We start from the raw sequence: 21,498 nt of genomic DNA, 5'->3' as shown, positions 1-21,498 counted from the left end.
AATGAACGGGCAGCATAACAAAAAAGAAGGTATCCTTTTCAGACACCTTCTTCCCTTATTTGTCTATGAAAGTCTTAATTTAAAGTATGTATTATGAGAAAATTTCTTCGTAATTAGTACTCGGGATAATCATGTTCTGGACATTTAAGCTAAAGTTTTTCTTTTTCTTATCCCACATACCGTAATTTGTCTTTATCTCTCCACTTTGATCATCATATTGATAAGTGATCTGATAGAATGGAACCCATTCATCGTTTGTCCGATCCCAACGAAACGCTTTCTTCTCGGAAACCTTGCCGTTCTCGTTGTACTGGAACTCATATCTTACCTGTTTGTTCAACAGTCCGTTTTCCTGTAAGAATACCACTTTAGAGATAATCTTACCATTCTCCTCTTTTGTATCATATAGATAATCTTTAGGAGACGCTGCGCTTATCGCTAAACTACACATGAAAGTAAAAACTAGCGCAAGAATACTTTTACCCCAAACTGATGTCTTCATACTATTTTAATTTATAAGGTTACTATCATTTTGTACCGCGAAGTAAGGAAGTTTCCCGACAATCACCAAAAGCAAAGTGACAAATCGTTAGCAATATCACAATATTTAACACATTCAAGACCTTCATTCCCTTCGATTCCCCTATGTTTACTGACATATTGTAAACCAAATCGTAAGTTCCCCCGATTTTTAAATATCTATTATTTACCACCAGCCGGATGTAACTTTCAAAAGAAAACTTTAGACACCGCTTTTTTAATAAATTAAAAATCTATTGATTAATAAATATATTCTTACCTTTGCGAAGGCAGAATGCAAATTGATTTCTTGACATGCGACAAATAATGAAACTATTTATCACATCCTTTCTTTTTATCCTATTCTCAGGATGTACAAAGGATGTATATGATCCTTCCGATAAAATTCCGGGAGAAGGTACTAATCCATTCTCAAAGGTAACAATTTCCTCTAATTTCGATTGGTCGATGATACAAATATCCCACCTTACCGTACAATCTTTCGACCCCTATGATGGCACCTATAATTATCTGGTAGAAGTATTTGATAAAAGTCCGGAAGATCAAGATGCGAATCTTCTCGCTACCGGGGTTTGCTCAAAGAAAACGCTTTTCGATAAGAAAATTATCTATCCAAAGGGAGAGTCGGATCAAGTTTACATACAATTGACGACCCCTACCGGATATCAAGTTACCGCTCCTGTCACCTTAACACCGGGTAATGATAATGTCTGTGCTTTCGATTCGTTAGCCGTATCGCAGGAAACAACCGCTACTCCGGTTAGCCGTACCCCGACCCGAAGCGTGTCTTCCACCTATACATTTATAATAGAAGACTCTTTCCCTAATTATGGAGATTATGATTTTAATGATGCCGTGATAAAAGTCCAGATGGAAACTTCCATGAAAGACGATTATGTACAATTCGCCAATATAAAACTGACTTTCCGTGCATTAGGTGGAACTAAGCGGGCCGGAGCTTTCATCCATCTCCCCGGCATAAAGTCCAAAGACATCCAAAAAGCCGAGTTAAATGGCTGGACCACGACTCCAGAATCGGAAACCGAGACTCCGGTTTATGCCCTATCGGATGATATACATGGATTATTCTCTTTTCATGAAATGATTAATACAGATAATGACCTTCCATATAGGGGAAAGCAAGAACGTTTGATCACCTTTTCGTTCGCAGCCGGTGCCTTAAAAGATTTGACCATTGATGACATCGATCTTTTCACGACCGTATTAAAGCGGGAAGGAGAGGTCTTACGCACGGAAATCCACCAACGTAATTATAGCTATACCCCCAAAGGGGTCAGATACCGTTATTACTCAAATGATAATTGCATATGGGCCTTAATGATACCGGATGATTTCAAATACCCTGTGGAACATGCTTTTATTGGTGATGCCTATCCGGATCTATTGAAATGGGTAAGTGGAGATAGCAAACATGTACAATGGTATAAAAGTAAGAATACGGTTGATAAGTGGATTTATACCCGAGAACAATAACAACCTAAAATCCTCCGTAAAATGAAAACGACCGCCATCTTATTTCTTGCCTATCTGGCTTTATGCGTTCAGTGCTCAGTGCCGGAAAACAAGAGCACGAAAAAAGAGATTAGTACTCAACCGATAAAGGTGGGTGTATTCGATGGGCATGGAGGAGCACAGACCTGTATTTGGGAAACTGTCGCCGCTATCCGGCTGGACCCGGAAATGGAGGTATGTACCATTACTACAGCAGATATAGCTAATAATGTGCTCGATTCGATCGACGCTATTATTATCCCGGGAGGAAGTGGCAAAAGTCAGTACTTAAACCTAGGGACCTTAAATCAACAACGTATCAAGGACTTCATCGCTAAAGGTAAAGGGGCTGTCGGGATCTGTGCCGGAGCCTATCTATTCTCGAATACTCCTGATTACACCTGTATACAGCTAAATGGACAGCAAGCGATCGACATCGAGCATGACAACCGAGGGCATGGATTAGCGAAATTCACCTTATGCGAGGAGGGTAAGAAGATATTCCCCGAATTAGCCGACCGCGATACGAGTTTCGTCATTTACTATGAGGGACCGGTATTTATAAACAATCCGGCTGATACGATCCAAAGCAACACGCTTGCCATCATGGAAAGCGATGTGCATGAGGAAGGAAACGCCCCGGCTAATATGACAAACGGTAAGCCATTCTTCGTAGCCAATAACTACGGGAAAGGGCGTATTTTTAGTTCCATCGCCCACCCCGAAGGTACTCCCGGCATGATGTGGATGATCCCCCGGATGGTACGTTGGACCTTGAATAAGCCTTTTATCCCTTATCAATCCTCCGCCGTACGTCCAGACCTGTTCAATCATGAATCATTAATGGCTACCGATGATTTAAAGCAGGAAGAAAAAGCCTTTCAAATCCTTTTAAGCGGAGAAAGCGAGCAAAAGGTTGCCGCCTTGGATTGGCTGGAAGCACATCATTCATGGGACGCCAAACGATGGGTACAAGGATTGCTTTATGACGCTTCACCCGCCGTCCGTATCCGGGCAGCCCGATATATAGCGGATACCCATTACTTACCTTTCTTACCCAACTTACAGGCGGCTTACCGGACAGAAACCGATAAGGCGACCCAAGAAGAGTTAAAGACGCAGCTGGAGAAACTAACAGCCCTACTTCCTTAGGCTAGGGAGATTTAAACTCTCCCTAGATATTCATCTACCGTATAGTTTAAGAAACGATTGAATGGTAATAACAATTTAAAGTCATCCACCGCCTTATCCATCCAATCCGTAGCGTAAAAGAAATTATCCGGCTTATAAGACACCACGCTGAAATCCTTATGCTTCATGATATAACCATAAGGGGAATCCATTGGATAGCCGGCAGGCATGCGTTTCAGCATCTCCCCCTCTAACACCGGGAATGTTTTCTTAAATGTAGGTTCCTCGATAATAGCCGTAAATTCCTCGATATGATCGTATATATCCTGACGAAGTTTCTTTAATAGCGCAGGTGGCGGGCACCATACACCTCCGGAAAGCAAGCAGCCTCCCGGCTCCAGATGGATATAATAACCACCCCGTTCGCTGGCACGACCACCTTGGGAGATGTAAGCGGCGAAATGACATTTATAAGGAGTCTTATCCGGAGAGAAACGGATATCCCTGTATATCCGGAACAAACAATCTTTCGCCTCCAACCCGGCTACCTCGGGATCGAATAAGGAGATACGACCTATTAAATCTTGTACCTCATCGATAAACCCCTTACGTAGTGCATCGTAACGATTTTTATTGTCTTGGAACCATTCCCGATTGTTATGGCTCCTCAACTCTGTCAAGAACTCTATGATCTGTTCATTCATAACTTTCTATTTTTAATCCTTACAAATGTAAGAAATATTAGAAACTGTAACCCAGATTCAGATAAAATTGCAGGTTATTATTCCGGTTCGACAATCCGAAGTTCGTATTCATCGGACCGAACATACTATTATAGGCATAACCGATGCTGCCTCCCCATACACTTTCTCCCTTGAGCAGGTCGAAGAAATTATCCTCATGGATCGCATAGTTGGCTATCAATGAGATATAGTGCCGCTGCCCGATACGCTGACGTAAGTTCAAACGGACGATCGCCACGGAATTATCGAATATCTCCATCCGATTGATCCCCGCGAACGGTAACTGCTGGGGAAGGTACCTTTCCGGCATATCGCCTCCCACCACATTCAAAAAGGGATAAGCCGGATCTTTCCCGATCAACACGCGACCATCGATAGACGGCAACAGACTCAAATGGGAAGTCAGCGGCAATACTGAAAGGAAACTGAGTTTCAAAGCGGAGAAGAAGGTATGTCCCTTATAAGTCACGAAGTTATCCGTATAAATGGAATAATCCGCTTGCAGAGAAACGCCTTTACTCGGGAAGTAACGGCGGTCCAAGGTTTCCAGATGGGCCTGAGCGAAGTAACTGATAAAGCCTTCCGGTTTTACTTGATACTTTTGGTTTTCCGCCGTATAAAGAAATGAGTTATAATCGAAATACTCATAACGGGCTCCTAGCTTCAACTTGAAATTCAGCCAGTTCATGTCCGAATATCCGAGTTCCACGAAATGGTGGCGATACGTCGTATTTACGATTTTATCCCCCCGGTTATAGACATCGAGATCATGGTACGTGAACATATAAGACAGGTTGATGTTACGCAAGGGATTACGCTCTATCGCATAGTCCACTCGCCCATACATACGTTTCCCGATCCTTCCCGTTACGGAGAACTTCGAATGGTAACGAGCCCGATTGTCAAAAGTAGCGTTCAGCAACAGGGCGACGATATCCTCACTATTAAAATTCAAGCCCACATTAATCGCACTATTTGATTTTTCCTGTACCGTAAGCACCAAATCCTCCTGCCTCTCACCGACCAATTTATAGCTCACATTCGAGTAAAGGTTTGTACCGATCACGATAGACATGGCTTCCTGCAATTTCTTCACGGTAAGCAAGCTATTCTCTTTCAAGCCGCTGATTTGCGTCAACCATTTCTCATCACGAGGATCTATACCTTCAAACAAGACACGCCGGATATGAAACGTATCGGTAGAGACTACCGGATAGGAATGTACTAATCTCTTTCGGTGCATATCCGAACTATCGGATAAACCAATCTTCTTCTTTAAGTCAAGAATCTCATCCCATTGCTTGCGGGCGACTTGCTCACCCCGGTCAATCAAGGTATCCAAGGCCGTCTCCCCAAAACTAGCGGAATTATAAGGGTCTGTATTCGGACGGAACAACAGATCGGTTTGTTCCTTATTCGGCCCGTATTTCTCATAACCATGCAAGGCGATGATCTGCCCAACGATATCCCAAGGGGTATTTATCCGCTCCAACTGTTTCAAGTCGCTAGTACCCAGATCTACGCCAATAATGATATCCGCCCCCATATCCCGTGCGACATCCGCCGGATAGTTATTCTTGATCCCACCATCTACCAACACCATGCTATCCAAACGTACCGGCGCAAACACGGCAGGAATCGCCATACTGGCACGCATTGCCAACGGAAGACTTCCATGATGGAAAACATATTCTTGGCCGTCCACCACATTCAACGCCACACAAGCGAAAGGTATATTCAATTGATTGAAGTCCACGGAATCATGATAACCGATCGTTAAATCAGAGAAAAGGTTCTGGAGATTTTGACCTTTTATCATCCCTTGGATCGTTATCTCTTTTTTACTCCGGCCAAAAGGAAGGGAAAAGACATATCGCTCGGAATTCTCTTTCTCCGGAAAAGTAAGGTTACTACGTTTCACACGGTCACTTAGCAACATGCTCCAATCCTGCCAACGTACCATGCTATCGATCTCAGCGGCAGTATAGCCAACGGAATACAAGCCACCAACGATAGCTCCCATACTGGTTCCGGCAATATAATCAATCGGGATACCGGCCTCCTCCAATACCTTCAACACCCCGATATGAGCGACACCTTTCGCCCCACCGCCTCCCAGCACCAAGCCAACCTTTTTCCGCTCAGCCATCACAGAAGGCACCAACATCAACCCAACCAACCACAATAAAAGGAACTTCCTCATCTAGATATTCTTTCCGGCAAATGTAGCTGGTTTACTCGAAAACGCAAACGGATTCATCTAGAATAAAACGTATGTTTACCTATATATAAAGTTTATCGCTATCTCATCTATTCTATAAACCATGCCGTGAACTGTATAAACCAAGGCGTGGTCTGCACATTCCACGGCGTGGTTTATACAGTTCACGGCGCTGATTTAAGAATAAATACTTATTCGCTATGGAATGTATAGGTTATCGGAGAACTATTCCTCTTTTTCAACTGGTGAAGCGGTATAATGGGAATAACACAAAACAACACAACATCTAGACATCAACCACTTACACCATTATTTGAGATTCATTAGTTTTTTTAGTGGAAAAAATTTTGTTTGTTGCTCTGTTTACCTCATCTTTGTACCAATAATACAATAGATGTGTTGTAATAAACTGAAAACTATTCAAATAGCAATTGTAAACATTTAGGTATGGGAACAAAAAGTACATTTAAAAAAGACGTTGCCATACAAGCTATATTGTATGCCGCACAAAATGTAGATCGTAAAGACATCCACAAAATCTGTAAGATATTATATTTCGCAGACCAAGAACATCTGTCCAAATATGGAAGAAGTATTACGGGAGATACCTATATAGCCATGCAATATGGACCAGTCCCATCGAATGTAGAGGATATTTTCAAGGCGCTTAGGGGCGATAGCTTTTTCTCCGATTGCGTAGATGATCTGAAATCATATTTTGATTTTACTAATAAATATATTCTTGTAGCCAAAAAGGAAGCAGACCTTGACTACTTATCGGAGAGCGACCTTGAATGCTTAAATAATGCCATAGAGAAGTGTAAAAATAAGACTTTCTCTCAATTAACGGATATGTCACATGATTTGGCATGGAACAGCGCTAAAAGAGATAGGGCTATACCCATTAAAGATATATTAAGAGAGGCTGGGGATGATGAGGAATATGTCTCTTATATAGATCATAAATTAGAAATAGAGGAAATGTTTATGTAATGGAATTACCTATATCTTGCATTGAAAGATCTATTGATAGAGGGACCATTTTACTTTCCTCTATTTTCGAGGAAATAGATCATTGCAAATATTTCGTGGTGATGGGAATATCAGAAACCCATGTGGCGGGTTTCTTCTTTATAAACTCCAATATTCATCCTAGCTTGTTCAAAAAAAACGATCAGCTCGCTATGCAATATCCTCTAAAGCGTACCGATTATGATTTTCTCAAATACGACTCGTTCCTTTGCGCCACAGACATACTAACGAAAAGCCGGGAAGAATTGGTATTAAGCATAAGTAAACAAGAAACGAAAATAATAGGGGAATTACAGGAACAACACTTAAACGAGGTTCTTGATATGGTAAGATCCTCTAAGTTATTCAGTAAAATAGTAAAGAAGACATATTTTTATCCGTGAAAACCGGATTATCATCTTCTTGAATATCTATCAACTTACTTTTTTAATATTACTTTTTCTTTTTCAGCAGCATGACCACAGGATTCGACTCTTCATCCAAGTTTGCGGCGATCTCTTTTAATCGGTCTTTCAATTCGCCTTTGTTATACGACTCAACTAATTGATCTGCATAGAGCCGTTGCCAAGTCATGATTTCTTGATTGATAGGTCTTGTACTCATATACATCTCCTTTTTAATAGAATAATCGTCATTGTATACGGTATATTTGAATATGGAATTTTCCTGTTTATCATATAGTAGATTTGTACTTGGAATATCGTCTGCCGCAAAATCATAATTCTTTTCCACCGTTTCCATAAAATAATAACGATCGGTTAGGATACTCATAAAAAGAAATATTTCCGGATTCAAGGATTGCACAGATGGAATCCTAGCGACAAAAGGCTTCAAATCTAAATCTGGGGAAAGCGTAAATACAGTATCAGCCGAAGGTTCTACAAGCTCCCAATTACCTGAATAAGGGATCAAAGGGTAGTAACTGGATGGACTTACAACATACGTATTGCTGTCACCCTCCCCCTTTTTTATCATCTGGATTAATTTTTTCTCTTTAAAAGATATGGGAATTTCCTTGACAACACTACCATCCCGCTTAGAGACAAGTAAATAGGATAACCGATTTGCCTTCCCATCATCCGTAAAAGAGCCATCATGACAAATTAGATTCTCTTCATCAAAATTATAGACCGCATCATACATAGTACCTTTCTTATGCTTAAAAGTCCGTTTATAATTCCCGTCTAAATCATACACTAACATTCTTTCCGTATAATGATCATTAACAAATAACTCATTGTTATTCTCATCAAGGGTAATACCTAAAACACCTACATATTCCTCAGCCCCTTGCCCCAAGTGGTTTATCTTCTTCAAGGCTTTCCCTTTCCTATCAAATAAGAAAATATCCCCATCGCTAGGAAGATTTGTTACAACCAAAAGCTCCCGGCCAACATCCCGTAAAGTCCCCCGGGTAATGAACTCATCATTCGTCTCTAAGGGGATGTATTCCACATCCACTATATCTTGAAGGATTAATTCCTTTTTCGGATAACTTGCCGTGACATCCACCGTAATTACTTCCTCAGCTTGGGAAGCGGAGTGCCTACATCCTAGGCATCCAACCATAGTTAGCAAGAGAAATCCTATATTTATAATTGCTCTTCTCATCTACAATTCGTTTTAAGGTTATTTGCAAAGATAACATAATTCCCTTAATGTCATTTATTTCTTCTTTTTCAGCAGCATGACCACAGGATTCGACTCTTCATCCAAGTTTGCGGCGATCTCCTTCAACTTTCCTTTTAGCTGGCCTTTCTCGTAAGCCTCAACTAAGTCCGGGGCATCTAGAGTTTGGCAGATAGCTATTTCGGGGTTTCTTGGCTCTGATGTTAGAGAGACTTCTTCCTTATTGATGAAATCATCATTGTATAGAATATAGCTGAATAAGGCATTTTCTTGTTTATCATACACCAGATCTTCACCAAGGAAACCTTTAAACGTCGTAAAGTCAACCTCTTTTCTCATGGTTCTCATGAAACAGTAGCGATCGGTGATGACGGTTGGAAAAAGAAATACTTTAGTATCCATGGAGGATATGGAAGGGCTTCTTACGATAAAAGGACTCAGATTACCATCCGGCAAGTAATGGAATATGGTATCAGACGATGTATTGACAAGTATCCATTTATCCCGATCCGGAAACGTAAGATAAAATTCCGGCGTAATGATAAACTCCCCTTCTGTTACAACCGGAGTCTCAGTCCCCTTAGAGGGAATCTGGATCTCATGAATGATACGGCCATCTTGCTTGGAAATAATCAAATGACACTCCCGCTTGCCTTTTTCCGATGGATAACTCTTATAGCAAATCAAATGATCACGATCATAATTAAATATATAATTATAATAACTGGTATCCGTGAACTTAAAACTCCTTTTATAGTTTCCTAATAAGTCATAGACACCTATTTTTCTCGCTGGATTATCCTTGACGAATATCTCATCGTTATCCTCATCCAAGACAAGCCCTGTAAGCTGCGTGTATTCCTCACCGCTTTGCCCTAAACGGTTTATCTTCCTTAGTCCCTTTCCGTTTCTATCGAAAACAAGAATATCCCCATCACTGCCCCGATTCGTCACCAGCATGATATCCTTTCCGATCGCTTTCACGGCACCTTTAGTTATAAAATCATCCGTGGTTTCCAACGCGATGTATTCCACGTCCATAAGGTCTTGAAGTATCAGTTCCTTTTCCGGATAATCGGCCATGACATCAACCCTAATAAGGTTATCGACAGAGGAAGCGGACCGATTGCCACATCCCATACATCCGACTAAAGCGAGCAGCATAGCCACTGCGTTCGTAGTTAATTTTCTCATTTTCATGATGTTTAAAGTCTTTCGTTCGATGTCATTTCTTGCTCTTTAGCATTTTCTCCCGATCCATCATTCGTATCATCTCTTTTACCTCATCGGATGTCTCCGGCAGTTGATTGATCAGGTTACGCAAATCCACGATAGAGATCTTGCTCTTTTTCCCATCCGGGTCTATCATAGTCTCCTCCGCCACATTACGGAAAAACATATCCTCATAGAAGGATTGCAGAAGCGCCCGGCTAAACACCATCGTCCTCTCGTCCGCTTTTTTCTTTAAGCTCTCATTCATATAAAGTACCAAGATAAAAAGCCCTCGCTGGCGATCCTCCTCACTCTGGAATTTAGACACGTCAATCTCACTATACATATGCGAGATCGCCGCCAGGAAATCCAGTCGTTCCGGATTCTTTTTCCATGCCTCATAGTAGAGACAGGACGCTTCCTTGTATCTCCCGTCCTTTTGGTAAGTCTCCGCACGGAAGGCCAATAACTGATTTACCAAGAAACGATTGGGTTCCAATCCCTTTTCCGCCCGGTCAAATAAGTCGTAAGCCCGCTTCCGGTCATACGTCTTACCCAAGGCGGAACCCAATAAGAGGCATACCTCGACCGAGGTCGTATCCTGCTCATATGCCATATCCAAGATATCTACCGAGGGCATATACAGACCGGCATAATACTTCGAGGCTCCCCCATATTTCAAGGTAAGGTAGGTGGAATCACCATCAGCCAACAAACTGGAATAGACAGAATCCGCCTGAACAAATTGTTTCACGATATATAGCCCCAATCCTTTACTACGCAATAATTGACGATTCCCGGGATTATAAAACAAGGCGGTATCGCAAATCGCTATTCCTTCCGATATATAATCCGGGCTACTAGCCCCCATCCGATACAATGAATTCACTAACGCAACCGCCAACCCCGCATTCTCACGATTCAAGTTATACGCCTGAAAATAAGCGGTCGTAGCGGAAGGATATTGTTCCATTCGAGTATAGCAATCGCCAATCGCACGGTATAAGACAGTATTATCCTCATTCTGAGCTTGCAATTTCTCATAGGCATCAACTGCTTTCTCATACTCCCCCAATTGGAAATACAGACGTGCCAACTGATAATTAGCGTAGAAGTTCGAGCTATCGGCGGATAAGACCTGATGAAAATATCGCTCGGCATCCTCCGCACGGCCTAAGTTCGTCGCCGTCCGAGCCAAGATGTTTAAGATATCCAAGTTCGTCGTATCCATAGAAAAGCAAAGACGGTAATAGTCATAAGCCTTCTGATACCGAAGCATACCCTCATAAGCCTGCCCGATAGCGTTCATAATCTCATAATTCGAAGAATCGGCTAATGTAAGGCTATCAGCATGAGCGATCACAGCCGCATATTGCTTACGGTTCACCAAGTCTTGCCAATTAAACTCTTGAGCATTCCCGGGAAAAATAAGGCAACAAAGTAACAGAACTGTAACTAAATTACATTTCGCATTCATATCTGTATATTTTTAAGATTACTGATTAAGCGACTAACATAGCCTCTATTCTTATTTCACTGTAACCGGAAAGTAATAGGCACCGTATATAAGACACGGACCGCCTTTCCGTCCTGACGACCGGGAGTCCACCGGGGCATCATTCCGATGACTCTCAAAGCTTCCGCATCCAAGGAGGGATCTATCCCCCGTATGATTTTAGGTTCCACGATATTTCCTTTCTTATCTACCACAAACGAACAGATCACACGACCTTGCACTCCCGCTTCCTGCGCATCCGTCGGATACTTTATGCTTTGAGCGATAAACTTTAATAATTCATGATCCCCTCCGGGATATTGCGGCATCACGTCCACTACCGTCAAAGTCTCTTCCTTCGTTTCTACTACCGGACTTTTCAAACGGAACGTAATCGGGACCGTATATTTCACGGCGACCGCCTTTCCACGTTGCATTCCCGGATTCCAGCGAGGCATAGTGTTTATTACCCTTACGGCCTCCTCATTCAATAAAGGAGTCACTCCCCGAAGCACCTCCGGATTATTGACGGAACCATCACGCCCGACGATAAACGAGCAGATTACACGCCCTTGCTCCCCGTTATCCTGACTCTCTTTCGGATACTTTATATTCGTGGCTATGTATTTCAACAACTCCGCATCCCCACCCGGAAAACTAGGCATCTTCTCTACCACGGTAAATACTTGCTCGTTCATCTCACGGGATTTGGAAGATAAGGACAAATGGGTATTATTTGTCATATCAGCAGCCAAGACCTCTTGGGACTCCCTTCCTTGATAGCTGCATCGCAAAATCGCATTCGCAGGAACCTCCAAAGAGAAAGCCCCTTTCCTATCCGTGATAGTCCCCTCTTTACCGCCCTTCACCACAACTGATGCCCCGATCAAAGGCTGCCCGGTCTCATCAACCAGAATGCCCGTAGCCGTCACCATAGCGTTCGAGACCGTAGCCTCATTCGCCAGACGGACAGTCAAACGCGCTACCGCCTCGATATTACTTAACAGCATCAAGATCCCTACCAATGGAATAAATATCAGATATTTCGTACGTACGATACCCGGGCTCCGCTTCTTGTTCATCATCATAATCCGGTTCTTCAGATGCAGCACATTGAAACTATTATACAAAGTAGTAACGGACTGATGATGAGCCAATCCCAATAAATGGTATTGATAGCTCTTACTATCGTAACCGGACTGGATCACCGTGTTATCCGCCAGATACTCCAGATTATGCCTAACCTCACGCTTCAATAACCATACAAAAGGATTGAACCAGCAAGCCATACACATCATCTCGCTCAAGATCACGTCAATCGAGTGCCATTGGGATACGTGCGTACATTCATGTGTCAATATCTCATCCGTTTCCTTATCCGAATGACTCTCCGGATGCAAGAAGACCATACGGAAAAAGGAGAATGGCCCGGCGGCCTTCCGCAACGCATAAACCGGAGTTTCATGAATAACAACACGCTCACTGGTATGAGCCAACCATAAGATACTGCTTAATTGCACGAGAAAACGTCCGCATAAGAACGCTACGATCCCCCAATAAATAAACCCCAAAGATCCCAGCAACCATCCATACCAATCCACGGACGCCGCGGCATCCGCTTTCGCCGTCGCCTCAGGCAACATAGCGGAATACATATAAATCACGTCCGCTATAGGCTCTTGTTGCCTTACCCAATCTTGGATGTTCAGCAAAGGATAAAACAGAGCCAAGCCAAAGAACGCCAGCAAGATCGCACGACGTAGCTTGAAGAACGTGTCCTTATAGAAGAACAACCGGTAGAAGGCGTAAAAGAGTACAAAGGCTACATTTACCTTCAATAAGTAGGCAAATTCCGGTGTCATGGTATGTGGGATTTAGGTTATTCTTTTCCTTTCTCAATCAAATCGATGATATCCTTTAAATCATCCGTAGAGATTTTCTGATCTTTCGCAAAGAAAGAAACCATTTCTTTATACGAGTTAGCGAAATAATTCGTTACCACGCCGCCAAGGAACGTACGTTTATATTCCGTTTCCTCTATCAAAGGACGGTATTCATACGTATTTCCATAACGTTTCGCCTTCACGTACTTCTTTCGCTCCAGATTCTTGATCACGGAAGCGAGCGTCGTATAAGGAGGTTTCGGGTCCTCGTATTTGGCCAGCACATCTTTCACAAAACAAGGACCGATCCGCCAAATCCAGCGCATCGCCTCTTCTTCCTGCATCGTTAGCTTCTCCATAAATCTTATCCTTTTGTATAATGTATATCCACAAAGCTACGAAATAGTCGTAAACGGCATGCGGAAGGCACGTTAATTAACATTAAATAAGAATCACAAGACCTGCAATCGTGAATTATTGCAACTTAAACGTGATCGGCACCGTATATTTCACGGCTACCGGCTCGCCTCTTTGCGTGCCCGGTGTCCAACGAGGCATCATTTGCAAAACTCGAACCGCCTCTTGGTCTAATGCCGGGGAGATTCCTCTAAGGACCTTGTAATTCGTAAGCGTTCCATCTTTCGTTACCACAAACGAACAAATCACACGCCCTTGCTCTCCTTTGTCTTGGCTCTCTTGTGGATACTTTACATTCTTGGCTATAAATTTCAAAAGCTCCGCATCACCGCCGGGAAACTTCGGCATCACCTCTACTACCCTAAATACCTGCTCTCCATTTTCCAGCGTATCTTCGTCCTCCGCTTCCACCTGTACTTGCTCTTGTTTTTCTGCCTTTGTTACATCTGTCGGAACACTTTCTTCTTTTTGTTCCGAAGACTGTCCGCATCCTACGCACATCGCCAAAGCGAACAGGATGATCATTATGTTCATAATCGCCTTTTTCATTTTCAATCCGTTTTAATGTTATTTATACCGTTATTACACATACTTACCAACCTCTAAGCATATCCGGATATTACGTTGGTTTCGCAAATATACGAAATACTCGTAATATAAATATAAACAATACGTTAATTAACACTAATAGCCATCAAAGGCATAGAAAAGATAAAAGAACACGATTATTTACCGAACAGTTAAAATACACAATATGCCCACTTTGCACGTAAATATTAGTATATGGCTGATATCTACGCAGTTATACATACACGCCTATTACCGATCCAATTACTATCTATAATAAATCAGATTACTATCAATAGTAAATCAGATTTTCTATAGATAGTAACCATGAATACTATAGCTTCTATCGCTAGATTATTACAAGAAGTACAACCGAGCGATACATATCGAAGTCAGATAAGCGAATAAAACACAAAAACCGGATTGCCCTCCTCTCCTTTTAAGTTCAACTCCTGCGGAATCGTGATCGAGCGAAGCGATTTATATAAGTTTAGCTCATACGGGGTCACTACTTGTACCAGCTCATCTTTTATGACCCTCCCCCAGACCGGGAAATTCCGATAACTTCTCGTACCCTGCATGCCATGTTGAAGGTTCGCATCCGCCAGTTCATAGATAGAACCCGGCATCTCACATTTTTCCACAAGTGTCTTTCCCGTCTTTTTATCTACAGAGGCTATATAATAGCCTTGGTTATACAATAAGCGGAAATAATAATGTTCCGGAAACTCAATCATATCTTGCACAAAGATATCCTTGGGGTCCTTTTTTTCAATTCGCAAATTACTCATGTCCGTAACATCCAACGAACGAATCACTTCCGCATCCGAGTTTTTCAGATCAAGGACACAAGCCGCACTTATTCGATCCGCCGAGATACAGAAGACCGTATCATTACTACCGGTCTTAAACAACACGGAGTTTTGCGCATCAGAATAAGCGGGGGCGATACTTGTCGTGAACCCGCTCTTCTCATGAGGTAATAAAAAGGAATAAAAATCATTCTTGATCGCTATCGTATCCCCTTTCCTCGAAAATAGGCCTAATCCGAATCCTCCTCCGTTGAAAGGCTGAAAAGGGAATGATATGGCGGCGAAACGATCCTTTCCGATATGACGCATATAGATTACAGAATACTCATGGGTGGATTGTCCGATAAATTCACCTTCCAACGTATATTCCCAAACTCGATTATTACTAAATAAAAAAAAGCGGTCATTACGTTCGTCCACTTGGATACATGGCAGAATACCGCTAAATTCACCCGGCCCCTGCCCTTCTTTTACCAACGTCCGGATAAAACGCCCTTGCCGATCGAACAGGACGATACGGGGCTCTTTTACGGGAAGCACATAGATATATCGATCTGTCACGGCATAATCATAAACTCCGTCTATCAACGAGGCATCATCCGTGGTCACCTCTAAAGGGACAAAAGTAACCCCCTTGATCTCATCGCCTAATCCCAATAGCCCCGGTTTATCCATCCCCCCTCTTATATCCGCAGTTAAAAGAGAGGACGCTTCCGTTGGCGAAGAACCGCATGACACGAAACAAGAAACGACAAAAACACTATTTAAATAAAACAAGATAGAGGCTAACTTTACACTTTTCATAACCATGCTTTTTTGCCTCCAAAAATATCCCGCATATCTCACAAATCACATGATAAATGAGAACAAAAATGAGAACAAACCTGCCAAGACCGCTATAAATACATAATAATCAAAAACTTGAGATAAACTCCACAAATGCCTCCGTAGAACCTTCTTTCTTAAAAATCTTCCGGAACAGACGAGGACGAAGTACCGAACTATTATATTTCAATACCCGTGTGATCTGGTTGGCGGGAACGCCGATCTTCGTAAGCATACAGACCTTCAACTCCGTATCGGAAATAGCAGGATATAGTTTTTTCAGCCGTAAGGTAAAGTCATCATAAGCCTTATTCAACAGCACCTCCAAAAGCTCCCAATCCTCAGAGACAATCTTGCCGGCATCCCGATCGTGGAACTTCTCATAGACCTCCGATTTCCGCAAGATCGCGACAGATAATAAATGCTTACTCTCCTTATTATGAATCGACTCGTTACAAATCTCCAGCCGTTGTTTTTCCAATTGTAAGGAAACCAACATCAACTCTTGATCCTTTTCTTCCTTTATTTTCGTAATTCTTTTTTCCAAAAGGGTGATTTGCCGTTCATTCTCTTCTTTTTCTTCTCGCATACGTTGTTGCTGGCTAGCAATCGAACGTCGCAAGGCTTCTTCCCTTCGAAGAGCGTTTTCCTGCGTATTTCTCCATCGCCGATAAAGGAGGAAGCAAATAAATAGGATTATGCCGATAATAAACGCGTACAGATAACGCTCCTGTCCCCTTTGCGATAACATCAATTCTTTCCTATATAAGTCCTCACGAACCGGCCTTACATCATACCGGGAAGTGATCTGATAAATCGATTCTCTCGCTGACAGCGATCCGATAGAATCCCGTAACGCCTCGTATTTCTTGACTTCCTCCAGTATCCGGCCTTGTCCGGCCGTATCATTCAAGAGCTGATATTGGGCACTCGCTTTTCTCAAAAAAGACATGGCCTTGCCATATAATTCCTGCTCGGCGTACAGCCTTCCTATCTGGTTATATAACCGTCCCCAAAATTCGTAATCCCAATTCCCTCCCTCATATTCCAACGCACGTAAATAGCATTCCAAAGCTAGGGACGGTTGATCCATATCCTCATAGACTTTCCCCCGGTAAAACCACGCTTTGGGAGGCCAGTAACAGCCTCGTGTCGTCCTATAATAATCCGTAGCGATAGAGATTATGGAATCCGATGTATGCCTCAATCCCGCCTCATCCCGTGATTCGGTCCATAACAGACAATAACGGGCTTTCTCTCGAAGCGATAATCCATTGATATCCGTCACTTTCTCTAATAACACCAAAGCGCTGTCCGGATGATGCGGAATCAATTTCTCTACCTGCCAGAACAGGTTGCCATGCTTGTCGCTCCTATACGAAAAAAGCACAAGAACCAAGATCGCGATCGTAAACAATAAGATCGTAAACTTGATCCCTATAGAAAAATGCCGTGCCCCATTCAAATCCTTACGCATATAGGCAAATGTATATAAATTATTCATAAGGAAAGCCTTTTCCTTCCGCATTATTTCATGTGTCGGGGCACATGCCCTGACCTCTCCCATTAATGCAGAAATATTTCTTTAATCGTTTGCGCGATATATGGATTTAGCATACCTTTGCGTGATAATTACATAGTTTAAGTAGAAATTTCTAAATACAATTAAATAACTTAAATTATTATCTTATGTGGTTACTTAATTCTTCTATCGGGAAGAAGCTGATAATGAGTATATCAGGCCTCTTTCTTGTTCTGTTCTTATTGTTCCACCTGTCGATGAACGTGGCGGCCGTTTTCTCCGGAGAGGCTTATAACATGGTTTGTTCGCTGTTGGGCTCTAATTGGTACGCTGTGGCAGCTACTCTCGTATTGGCCGCAGGCGTTGTGATCCACTTCGTGTACGCTATCATTCTTACCTTGCAAAACCGTAAGGCACGTGGTAACGACCGTTACGCTATCAACGCTCGTCCGAAAGGCGTGGAATGGGCATCTCAGAACATGTTCGTTTTGGGTTTGATCGTTATCCTGTTCATGCTGTTGCACTTCAGCCAGTTCTGGTATAAGATGATGTTCGCCGAATTGATCGGTCATCACGAAGTTGCATTGGGGTCAGCTATGGTATCTCCACAAGACGGAGCCGCTTTTATCAACTATTACTTCCAAGGTAATGCCGTGATCACCGTTCTTTATTTGATCTGGTACGTGGCTTTGTGGTTCCACTTGACTCACGGTTTCTGGAGCGCTATCCAAACAATCGGTTGGAATAACACGATCTGGATGAACCGTTGGGAATGTATCTCTAAGATCGTAGCTACGGTTATTTGCGGACTTTTCGCAATCATTACTATCATCTTCTTCCTAAACGGAGTAGGTGCTTAATTGCAAGCTACAGGTTTTATAATTAAGAACTTTTGAAATTAAATCATTATGTCTGAAATAAATTCTAAAATACCTCAAGGCCCGTTGGCTGAGAAGTGGACTAATTATAAAAATCACCAGAAATTGGTGAACCCCGCTAACAAGCGTCGTTTGGATGTTATCGTAGTCGGTACAGGTTTGGCTGGAGCTTCCGCTGCCGCATCTTTGGCAGAGATGGGATTCAACGTATTGAACTTCTGTATCCAAGATTCTCCCCGCCGTGCGCACTCTATCGCCGCTCAAGGTGGTATCAACGCCGCTAAGAACTACCAGAATGATGGTGACTCTGTTTACCGTTTGTTCTACGATACGATCAAAGGTGGTGACTACCGTGCTCGTGAGGCTAACGTTTATCGTTTGGCTGAGGTTTCTAACTCAATCATCGACCAGTGCGTGGCTCAAGGCGTTCCTTTCGCTCGCGAATATGGTGGTTTGTTGGATAACCGTTCATTCGGTGGCGCTCAGGTATCGCGTACGTTCTACGCCCGTGGCCAGACGGGTCAGCAGCTTTTGTTAGGCGCTTATTCAGCGTTGAGCCGTCAGATCGGTTTGGGTAAGGTTAAGATGTACACTCGTCATGAGATGTTGGATGTAGTTAAGGTAGACGGTCGTGCTCGTGGTATCATCGCCCGCAACTTGATTACAGGTAAGATCGAGCGTTACGCCGCTCACGCTGTAGTTGTAGCTACGGGTGGTTACGTTAATACGTTCTTCTTGTCAACCAACGCTATGGCATCTAACGGTTCCGCCGCATGGCAATGCTACAAGAAAGGCGCTTACTTCGCTAATCCTTGTATGGTTCAGATCCACCCGACTTGCGTACCGGTGAAAGGTGACTTCCAATCTAAATTGACTTTGATGTCCGAATCCTTGCGTAACGACGGCCGTATCTGGGTTCCGAAGAAACTGGAAGACGCTAAAGCTCTACAGGCCGGAACGAAGAAAGGTAAAGATATTCCCGAGGCAGACCGTGATTATTATTTGGAGCGTCGTTATCCGGCATTCGGAAACTTGGTTCCTCGCGACGTGGCTTCTCGTGCCGCTAAAGAGCGTTGCGACGCAGGTTTCGGCGTGAACAGCACGGGCTTGGCCGTATTCTTGGATTTCTCCGACGCGATCAATCGCTTGGGTAAAGAGGTCGTTAAGCAGAAATACGGTAACTTGTTCGATATGTACGAAGAGATCACGAACGATAATCCATACGAGACTCCGATGATGATCTACCCGGCATTGCACTACTCAATGGGTGGATTGTGGGTTGACTATGAGTTGATGACCTCCATTCCGGGTCTGTTCGCTATCGGTGAGGCAAACTTCTCCGATCACGGAGCGAACCGTTTAGGTGCTTCCGCTTTGATGCAGGGATTGGCCGATGGTTATTTCGTATTACCATACACGATCCAGAACTATTTGTCCGACCAAATCCAAGTTCCTCGCTTCAGCACGGATCTGCCGGAGTTCGTCGAGGCAGAAAAGGCCATCAAGGATCGTATCCAAAAATTGATGAACGTCAAGGGTAAAGAAACCGTAGACACTATCCACCGCAAACTAGGTCATATCATGTGGGAACATATCGGTATGGCACGCGACGCAAAAGGTTTGCAAGAAGCTATCCAGATGCTGAAAGACTTGAAGAAAGAGTTCTGGAGCAACGTATTCATCCCAGGCAACGCAGACAACTTGAATACCGAGTTAGAGAAAGCATTACGTGTAGCCGACTTTATCGAGATCGGTACATTGATGGCACACGATGCTTTGGACCGCGCTGAGTCTTGTGGTGGTCACTTCCGTACGGAGCACCAGACAGAAGAAGGTGAGGCCTTGCGTCATGACGATAAGTTCATGTACGTATCTTGCTGGGAGTACCAAGGCGAGGACAAAGATCCTGTCATGTTGAAAGAGGATTTGAACTATGAGTTCGTTGTTCCTCAAACACGTAACTACAAGAAGTAATAATCATCAATCTCAGAAAAAATTAGAATCATGGATAAAGATATAAGTGTAACACTTAAGGTTTGGCGTCAGAGAGGTCCGAAGGAGAAAGGACAGTTCGAGACATACAAAATTGAGAAGATCAATCAGAGTGTCTCTTTCTTGGAAATGTTGGATATCTTGAACGAGCAGTTGGTCAACGAGGGTAAGGAACCGATCGTATTCGATCACGACTGCCGCGAGGGTATCTGTGGCATGTGTTCATTGTATGTAAACGGACACCCGCACGGACCGGCAACTGGAGCTACGACTTGCCAGTTATATATGCGTCGTTTCCACGATGGAGAGACGATCACGATCGAACCGTGGCGTTCCGCAGGTTTCCCTGTTATCCGCGACTTGATGGTAGACCGCTACGCTTACGACAAAATCATCCAAGCGGGTGGTTTCACATCTGTCAACACAGGTGGTGTACCCGACGCTAATGCGATACCTATCCCAAAGAAGGACGCAGACTTAGCCATGGACGCTGCCGCTTGTATCGGTTGTGGCGCTTGTGCCGCCGCTTGTAAGAACGGTTCAGCTATGTTGTTCGTATCCGCTAAGGTTAGCCAGTTGGCTTTGTTACCTCAAGGTAAAGTCGAGGCTGCTCGTCGTGCGAAAGCAATGGTCGCTAAAATGGATGAACTTGGCTTCGGTAACTGTACGAACACACGTGCTTGCGAGATGGAATGTCCGAAGAATATCTCCGTTAGCAACATCGCTCGTTTGAACCGTGAGTTCATTTGCGCTAAATTACAAGACTAATATTTGATTAGTATATCATGGAAAAGGCGTCTTTCTCTAAAAGAAAGGCGCCTTTTTATTTTTGTTATATGTTGAAAAACATAATTTAGCACTACAGATCTTGACAGGAATTGAAAAGTCCGTATATTTGTATCGTGGTTTTTTCATAATAGTATTAGATTTAAGGTTAACAAAGTTTGGTTAGGGCTTGTCGTGAGACAGGCTTTAATTGTTTATAGACCTACCTTTTAAACATGGACCACAAAATACTGCAAATAGAGATTGTTTAGCGTCATTTTATCGTCGATCTTTGCCTTTAAAGATCATATCGTATATGCTA

The 21,498-nt window shown here is 43.1% G+C and carries 16 protein-coding genes and 3 pseudogenes; 6 read left to right on the top strand and 13 right to left on the bottom strand.

The features are described 5' to 3' along the window. Positions 1-91: 91 nt before the first annotated feature. Positions 92-502: a DUF3836 domain-containing protein gene (locus DWY79_RS17875; protein WP_005859949.1), complete on the bottom strand. Its 411-nt coding sequence runs from the start codon at positions 500-502 to the stop codon at positions 92-94. A 332-nt stretch (positions 503-834) separates the two neighbouring features. Between DWY79_RS17875 and DWY79_RS17870 the strand changes: the two genes are divergently transcribed. Both DWY79_RS17870 and DWY79_RS17865 read left to right on the top strand, forming a co-directional pair. Beyond that, positions 835-2,034, top strand: a complete 1,200-nt coding sequence (locus DWY79_RS17870) for an LruC domain-containing protein (RefSeq protein WP_048927031.1) — start codon at positions 835-837, stop codon at positions 2,032-2,034. 21 nt (positions 2,035-2,055) lie between these two features. Then, entirely contained in the window at positions 2,056-3,204 is a 1,149-nt protein-coding gene (locus DWY79_RS17865) for a BPL-N domain-containing protein (protein WP_122369965.1), read from the top strand. A gap of 11 nt (positions 3,205-3,215) precedes the next feature. Here the strand turns inward: DWY79_RS17865 and DWY79_RS17860 are convergent, their stop codons facing one another. Both DWY79_RS17860 and DWY79_RS17855 read right to left on the bottom strand, forming a co-directional pair. Beyond that, positions 3,216-3,887, bottom strand: a complete 672-nt coding sequence (locus DWY79_RS17860; RefSeq protein ID WP_008773003.1) for a DUF2461 domain-containing protein — start codon at positions 3,885-3,887, stop codon at positions 3,216-3,218. Positions 3,888-3,924: 37 nt separating this feature from the next. Then, the gene (locus DWY79_RS17855; protein WP_122369963.1) at positions 3,925-6,129 is read right to left on the bottom strand and encodes a patatin-like phospholipase family protein; all 2,205 of its coding nucleotides are present in this window, start codon (positions 6,127-6,129) and stop codon (positions 3,925-3,927) included. Positions 6,130-6,594: 465 nt separating this feature from the next. Here DWY79_RS17855 and DWY79_RS17850 point away from each other — a divergent pair, with 465 nt between their 5' ends. Continuing rightward, a complete protein-coding gene (locus tag DWY79_RS17850) occupies positions 6,595-7,140 on the top strand; it encodes a Panacea domain-containing protein (protein ID WP_122369961.1) in 546 nt (181 codons plus the stop codon). 471 nt (positions 7,141-7,611) lie between these two features. Here the strand turns inward: DWY79_RS17850 and DWY79_RS17840 are convergent, their stop codons facing one another. The 10 genes and pseudogenes from DWY79_RS17840 to DWY79_RS17805 form a co-directional block, all read right to left on the bottom strand. Continuing rightward, positions 7,612-8,790 carry a 6-bladed beta-propeller gene (locus DWY79_RS17840; protein ID WP_122369957.1) on the bottom strand — a complete coding sequence of 393 codons (1,179 nt, stop codon included), beginning with the start codon at positions 8,788-8,790 and terminating at the stop codon, positions 7,612-7,614. Between the two features lie 54 nt (positions 8,791-8,844). Then, the gene (locus DWY79_RS17835; RefSeq protein ID WP_057326100.1) at positions 8,845-10,002 is read right to left on the bottom strand and encodes a 6-bladed beta-propeller; all 1,158 of its coding nucleotides are present in this window, start codon (positions 10,000-10,002) and stop codon (positions 8,845-8,847) included. 31 nt (positions 10,003-10,033) lie between these two features. Then, positions 10,034-11,497, bottom strand: coding sequence for a tetratricopeptide repeat protein (locus tag DWY79_RS17830; RefSeq protein WP_122369955.1), 1,464 nt, complete (start codon positions 11,495-11,497; stop codon positions 10,034-10,036). Between the two features lie 56 nt (positions 11,498-11,553). Then, a pseudogene (locus DWY79_RS23415) lies at positions 11,554-11,778 on the bottom strand (energy transducer TonB); the annotation flags it as partial. A 126-nt stretch (positions 11,779-11,904) separates the two neighbouring features. Continuing rightward, a pseudogene (locus DWY79_RS23410) lies at positions 11,905-12,117 on the bottom strand (energy transducer TonB); the annotation flags it as partial. A 93-nt stretch (positions 12,118-12,210) separates the two neighbouring features. Next, positions 12,211-12,924: pseudogene (locus DWY79_RS23405) on the bottom strand (carboxypeptidase-like regulatory domain-containing protein); the annotation flags it as partial. A gap of 470 nt (positions 12,925-13,394) precedes the next feature. Further along, positions 13,395-13,757, bottom strand: a complete 363-nt coding sequence (locus DWY79_RS17820; protein WP_005859967.1) for a BlaI/MecI/CopY family transcriptional regulator — start codon at positions 13,755-13,757, stop codon at positions 13,395-13,397. 115 nt (positions 13,758-13,872) lie between these two features. Further along, a complete protein-coding gene (locus DWY79_RS17815) occupies positions 13,873-14,364 on the bottom strand; it encodes an energy transducer TonB (protein WP_122369953.1) in 492 nt (163 codons plus the stop codon). Positions 14,365-14,774: 410 nt separating this feature from the next. After that, positions 14,775-15,998 (bottom strand): 6-bladed beta-propeller, encoded by a 1,224-nt coding sequence (locus tag DWY79_RS17810; protein WP_122369969.1) that lies wholly within the window; start codon positions 15,996-15,998, stop codon positions 14,775-14,777. 109 nt (positions 15,999-16,107) lie between these two features. After that, a complete protein-coding gene (locus tag DWY79_RS17805) occupies positions 16,108-17,523 on the bottom strand; it encodes a tetratricopeptide repeat protein (protein WP_122369967.1) in 1,416 nt (471 codons plus the stop codon). A 185-nt stretch (positions 17,524-17,708) separates the two neighbouring features. On the opposite strand from DWY79_RS17805, the gene DWY79_RS17800 reads away from it, so the two are divergent. Genes DWY79_RS17800 through DWY79_RS17790 form a run of 3 tightly spaced genes read left to right on the top strand, consistent with a single transcriptional unit; the run spans position 17,709 to position 21,179 of the window. Beyond that, a complete protein-coding gene (locus tag DWY79_RS17800) occupies positions 17,709-18,401 on the top strand; it encodes a succinate dehydrogenase cytochrome b subunit (RefSeq protein ID WP_005859976.1) in 693 nt (230 codons plus the stop codon). A 48-nt stretch (positions 18,402-18,449) separates the two neighbouring features. Further along, a complete protein-coding gene (locus DWY79_RS17795; protein WP_005859978.1) occupies positions 18,450-20,393 on the top strand; it encodes a fumarate reductase/succinate dehydrogenase flavoprotein subunit in 1,944 nt (647 codons plus the stop codon). Positions 20,394-20,423: 30 nt separating this feature from the next. After that, entirely contained in the window at positions 20,424-21,179 is a 756-nt protein-coding gene (locus DWY79_RS17790) for a succinate dehydrogenase/fumarate reductase iron-sulfur subunit (RefSeq protein WP_005859980.1), read from the top strand. Positions 21,180-21,498: the final 319 nt, after the last annotated feature.

The sequence above is a fragment of the Parabacteroides sp. AF27-14 genome, from assembly GCF_003635425.1.
GTDB classification, from domain to species: domain Bacteria; phylum Bacteroidota; class Bacteroidia; order Bacteroidales; family Tannerellaceae; genus Parabacteroides; species Parabacteroides distasonis.
Note: the sequence above shows the minus strand (reverse complement) of the source record. Positions and strands in the feature narration are given on the sequence as shown.

Bases quoted from the DNA above. Each gene is read 5' to 3' on its own strand.
- DWY79_RS17820 (WP_005859967.1), bottom strand. From the start codon at position 13,757: ATGGAGAAGCTAACGATGCAGGAAGAAGAGGCGATGCGCTGGATTTGG.
- DWY79_RS17795 (WP_005859978.1), top strand. From the start codon at position 18,450: ATGTCTGAAATAAATTCTAAAATACCTCAAGGCCCGTTGGCTGAGAAG.
- DWY79_RS17860 (WP_008773003.1), bottom strand. From the start codon at position 3,887: ATGAATGAACAGATCATAGAGTTCTTGACAGAGTTGAGGAGCCATAAC.
- DWY79_RS17835 (WP_057326100.1), bottom strand. From the start codon at position 10,002: ATGAGAAAATTAACTACGAACGCAGTGGCTATGCTGCTCGCTTTAGTC.
- DWY79_RS17870 (WP_048927031.1), top strand. From the start codon at position 835: ATGCGACAAATAATGAAACTATTTATCACATCCTTTCTTTTTATCCTA.
- DWY79_RS17850 (WP_122369961.1), top strand. From the start codon at position 6,595: ATGGGAACAAAAAGTACATTTAAAAAAGACGTTGCCATACAAGCTATA.
- DWY79_RS17865 (WP_122369965.1), top strand. From the start codon at position 2,056: ATGAAAACGACCGCCATCTTATTTCTTGCCTATCTGGCTTTATGCGTT.
- DWY79_RS17875 (WP_005859949.1), bottom strand. From the start codon at position 502: ATGAAGACATCAGTTTGGGGTAAAAGTATTCTTGCGCTAGTTTTTACT.
- DWY79_RS17815 (WP_122369953.1), bottom strand. From the start codon at position 14,364: ATGAAAAAGGCGATTATGAACATAATGATCATCCTGTTCGCTTTGGCG.
- DWY79_RS17800 (WP_005859976.1), top strand. From the start codon at position 17,709: ATGTGGTTACTTAATTCTTCTATCGGGAAGAAGCTGATAATGAGTATA.
- DWY79_RS17830 (WP_122369955.1), bottom strand. From the start codon at position 11,497: ATGAATGCGAAATGTAATTTAGTTACAGTTCTGTTACTTTGTTGCCTT.
- DWY79_RS17855 (WP_122369963.1), bottom strand. From the start codon at position 6,129: ATGAGGAAGTTCCTTTTATTGTGGTTGGTTGGGTTGATGTTGGTGCCT.
- DWY79_RS17810 (WP_122369969.1), bottom strand. From the start codon at position 15,998: ATGAAAAGTGTAAAGTTAGCCTCTATCTTGTTTTATTTAAATAGTGTT.
- DWY79_RS17790 (WP_005859980.1), top strand. From the start codon at position 20,424: ATGGATAAAGATATAAGTGTAACACTTAAGGTTTGGCGTCAGAGAGGT.
- DWY79_RS17840 (WP_122369957.1), bottom strand. From the start codon at position 8,790: ATGAGAAGAGCAATTATAAATATAGGATTTCTCTTGCTAACTATGGTT.
- DWY79_RS17805 (WP_122369967.1), bottom strand. From the start codon at position 17,523: ATGAATAATTTATATACATTTGCCTATATGCGTAAGGATTTGAATGGG.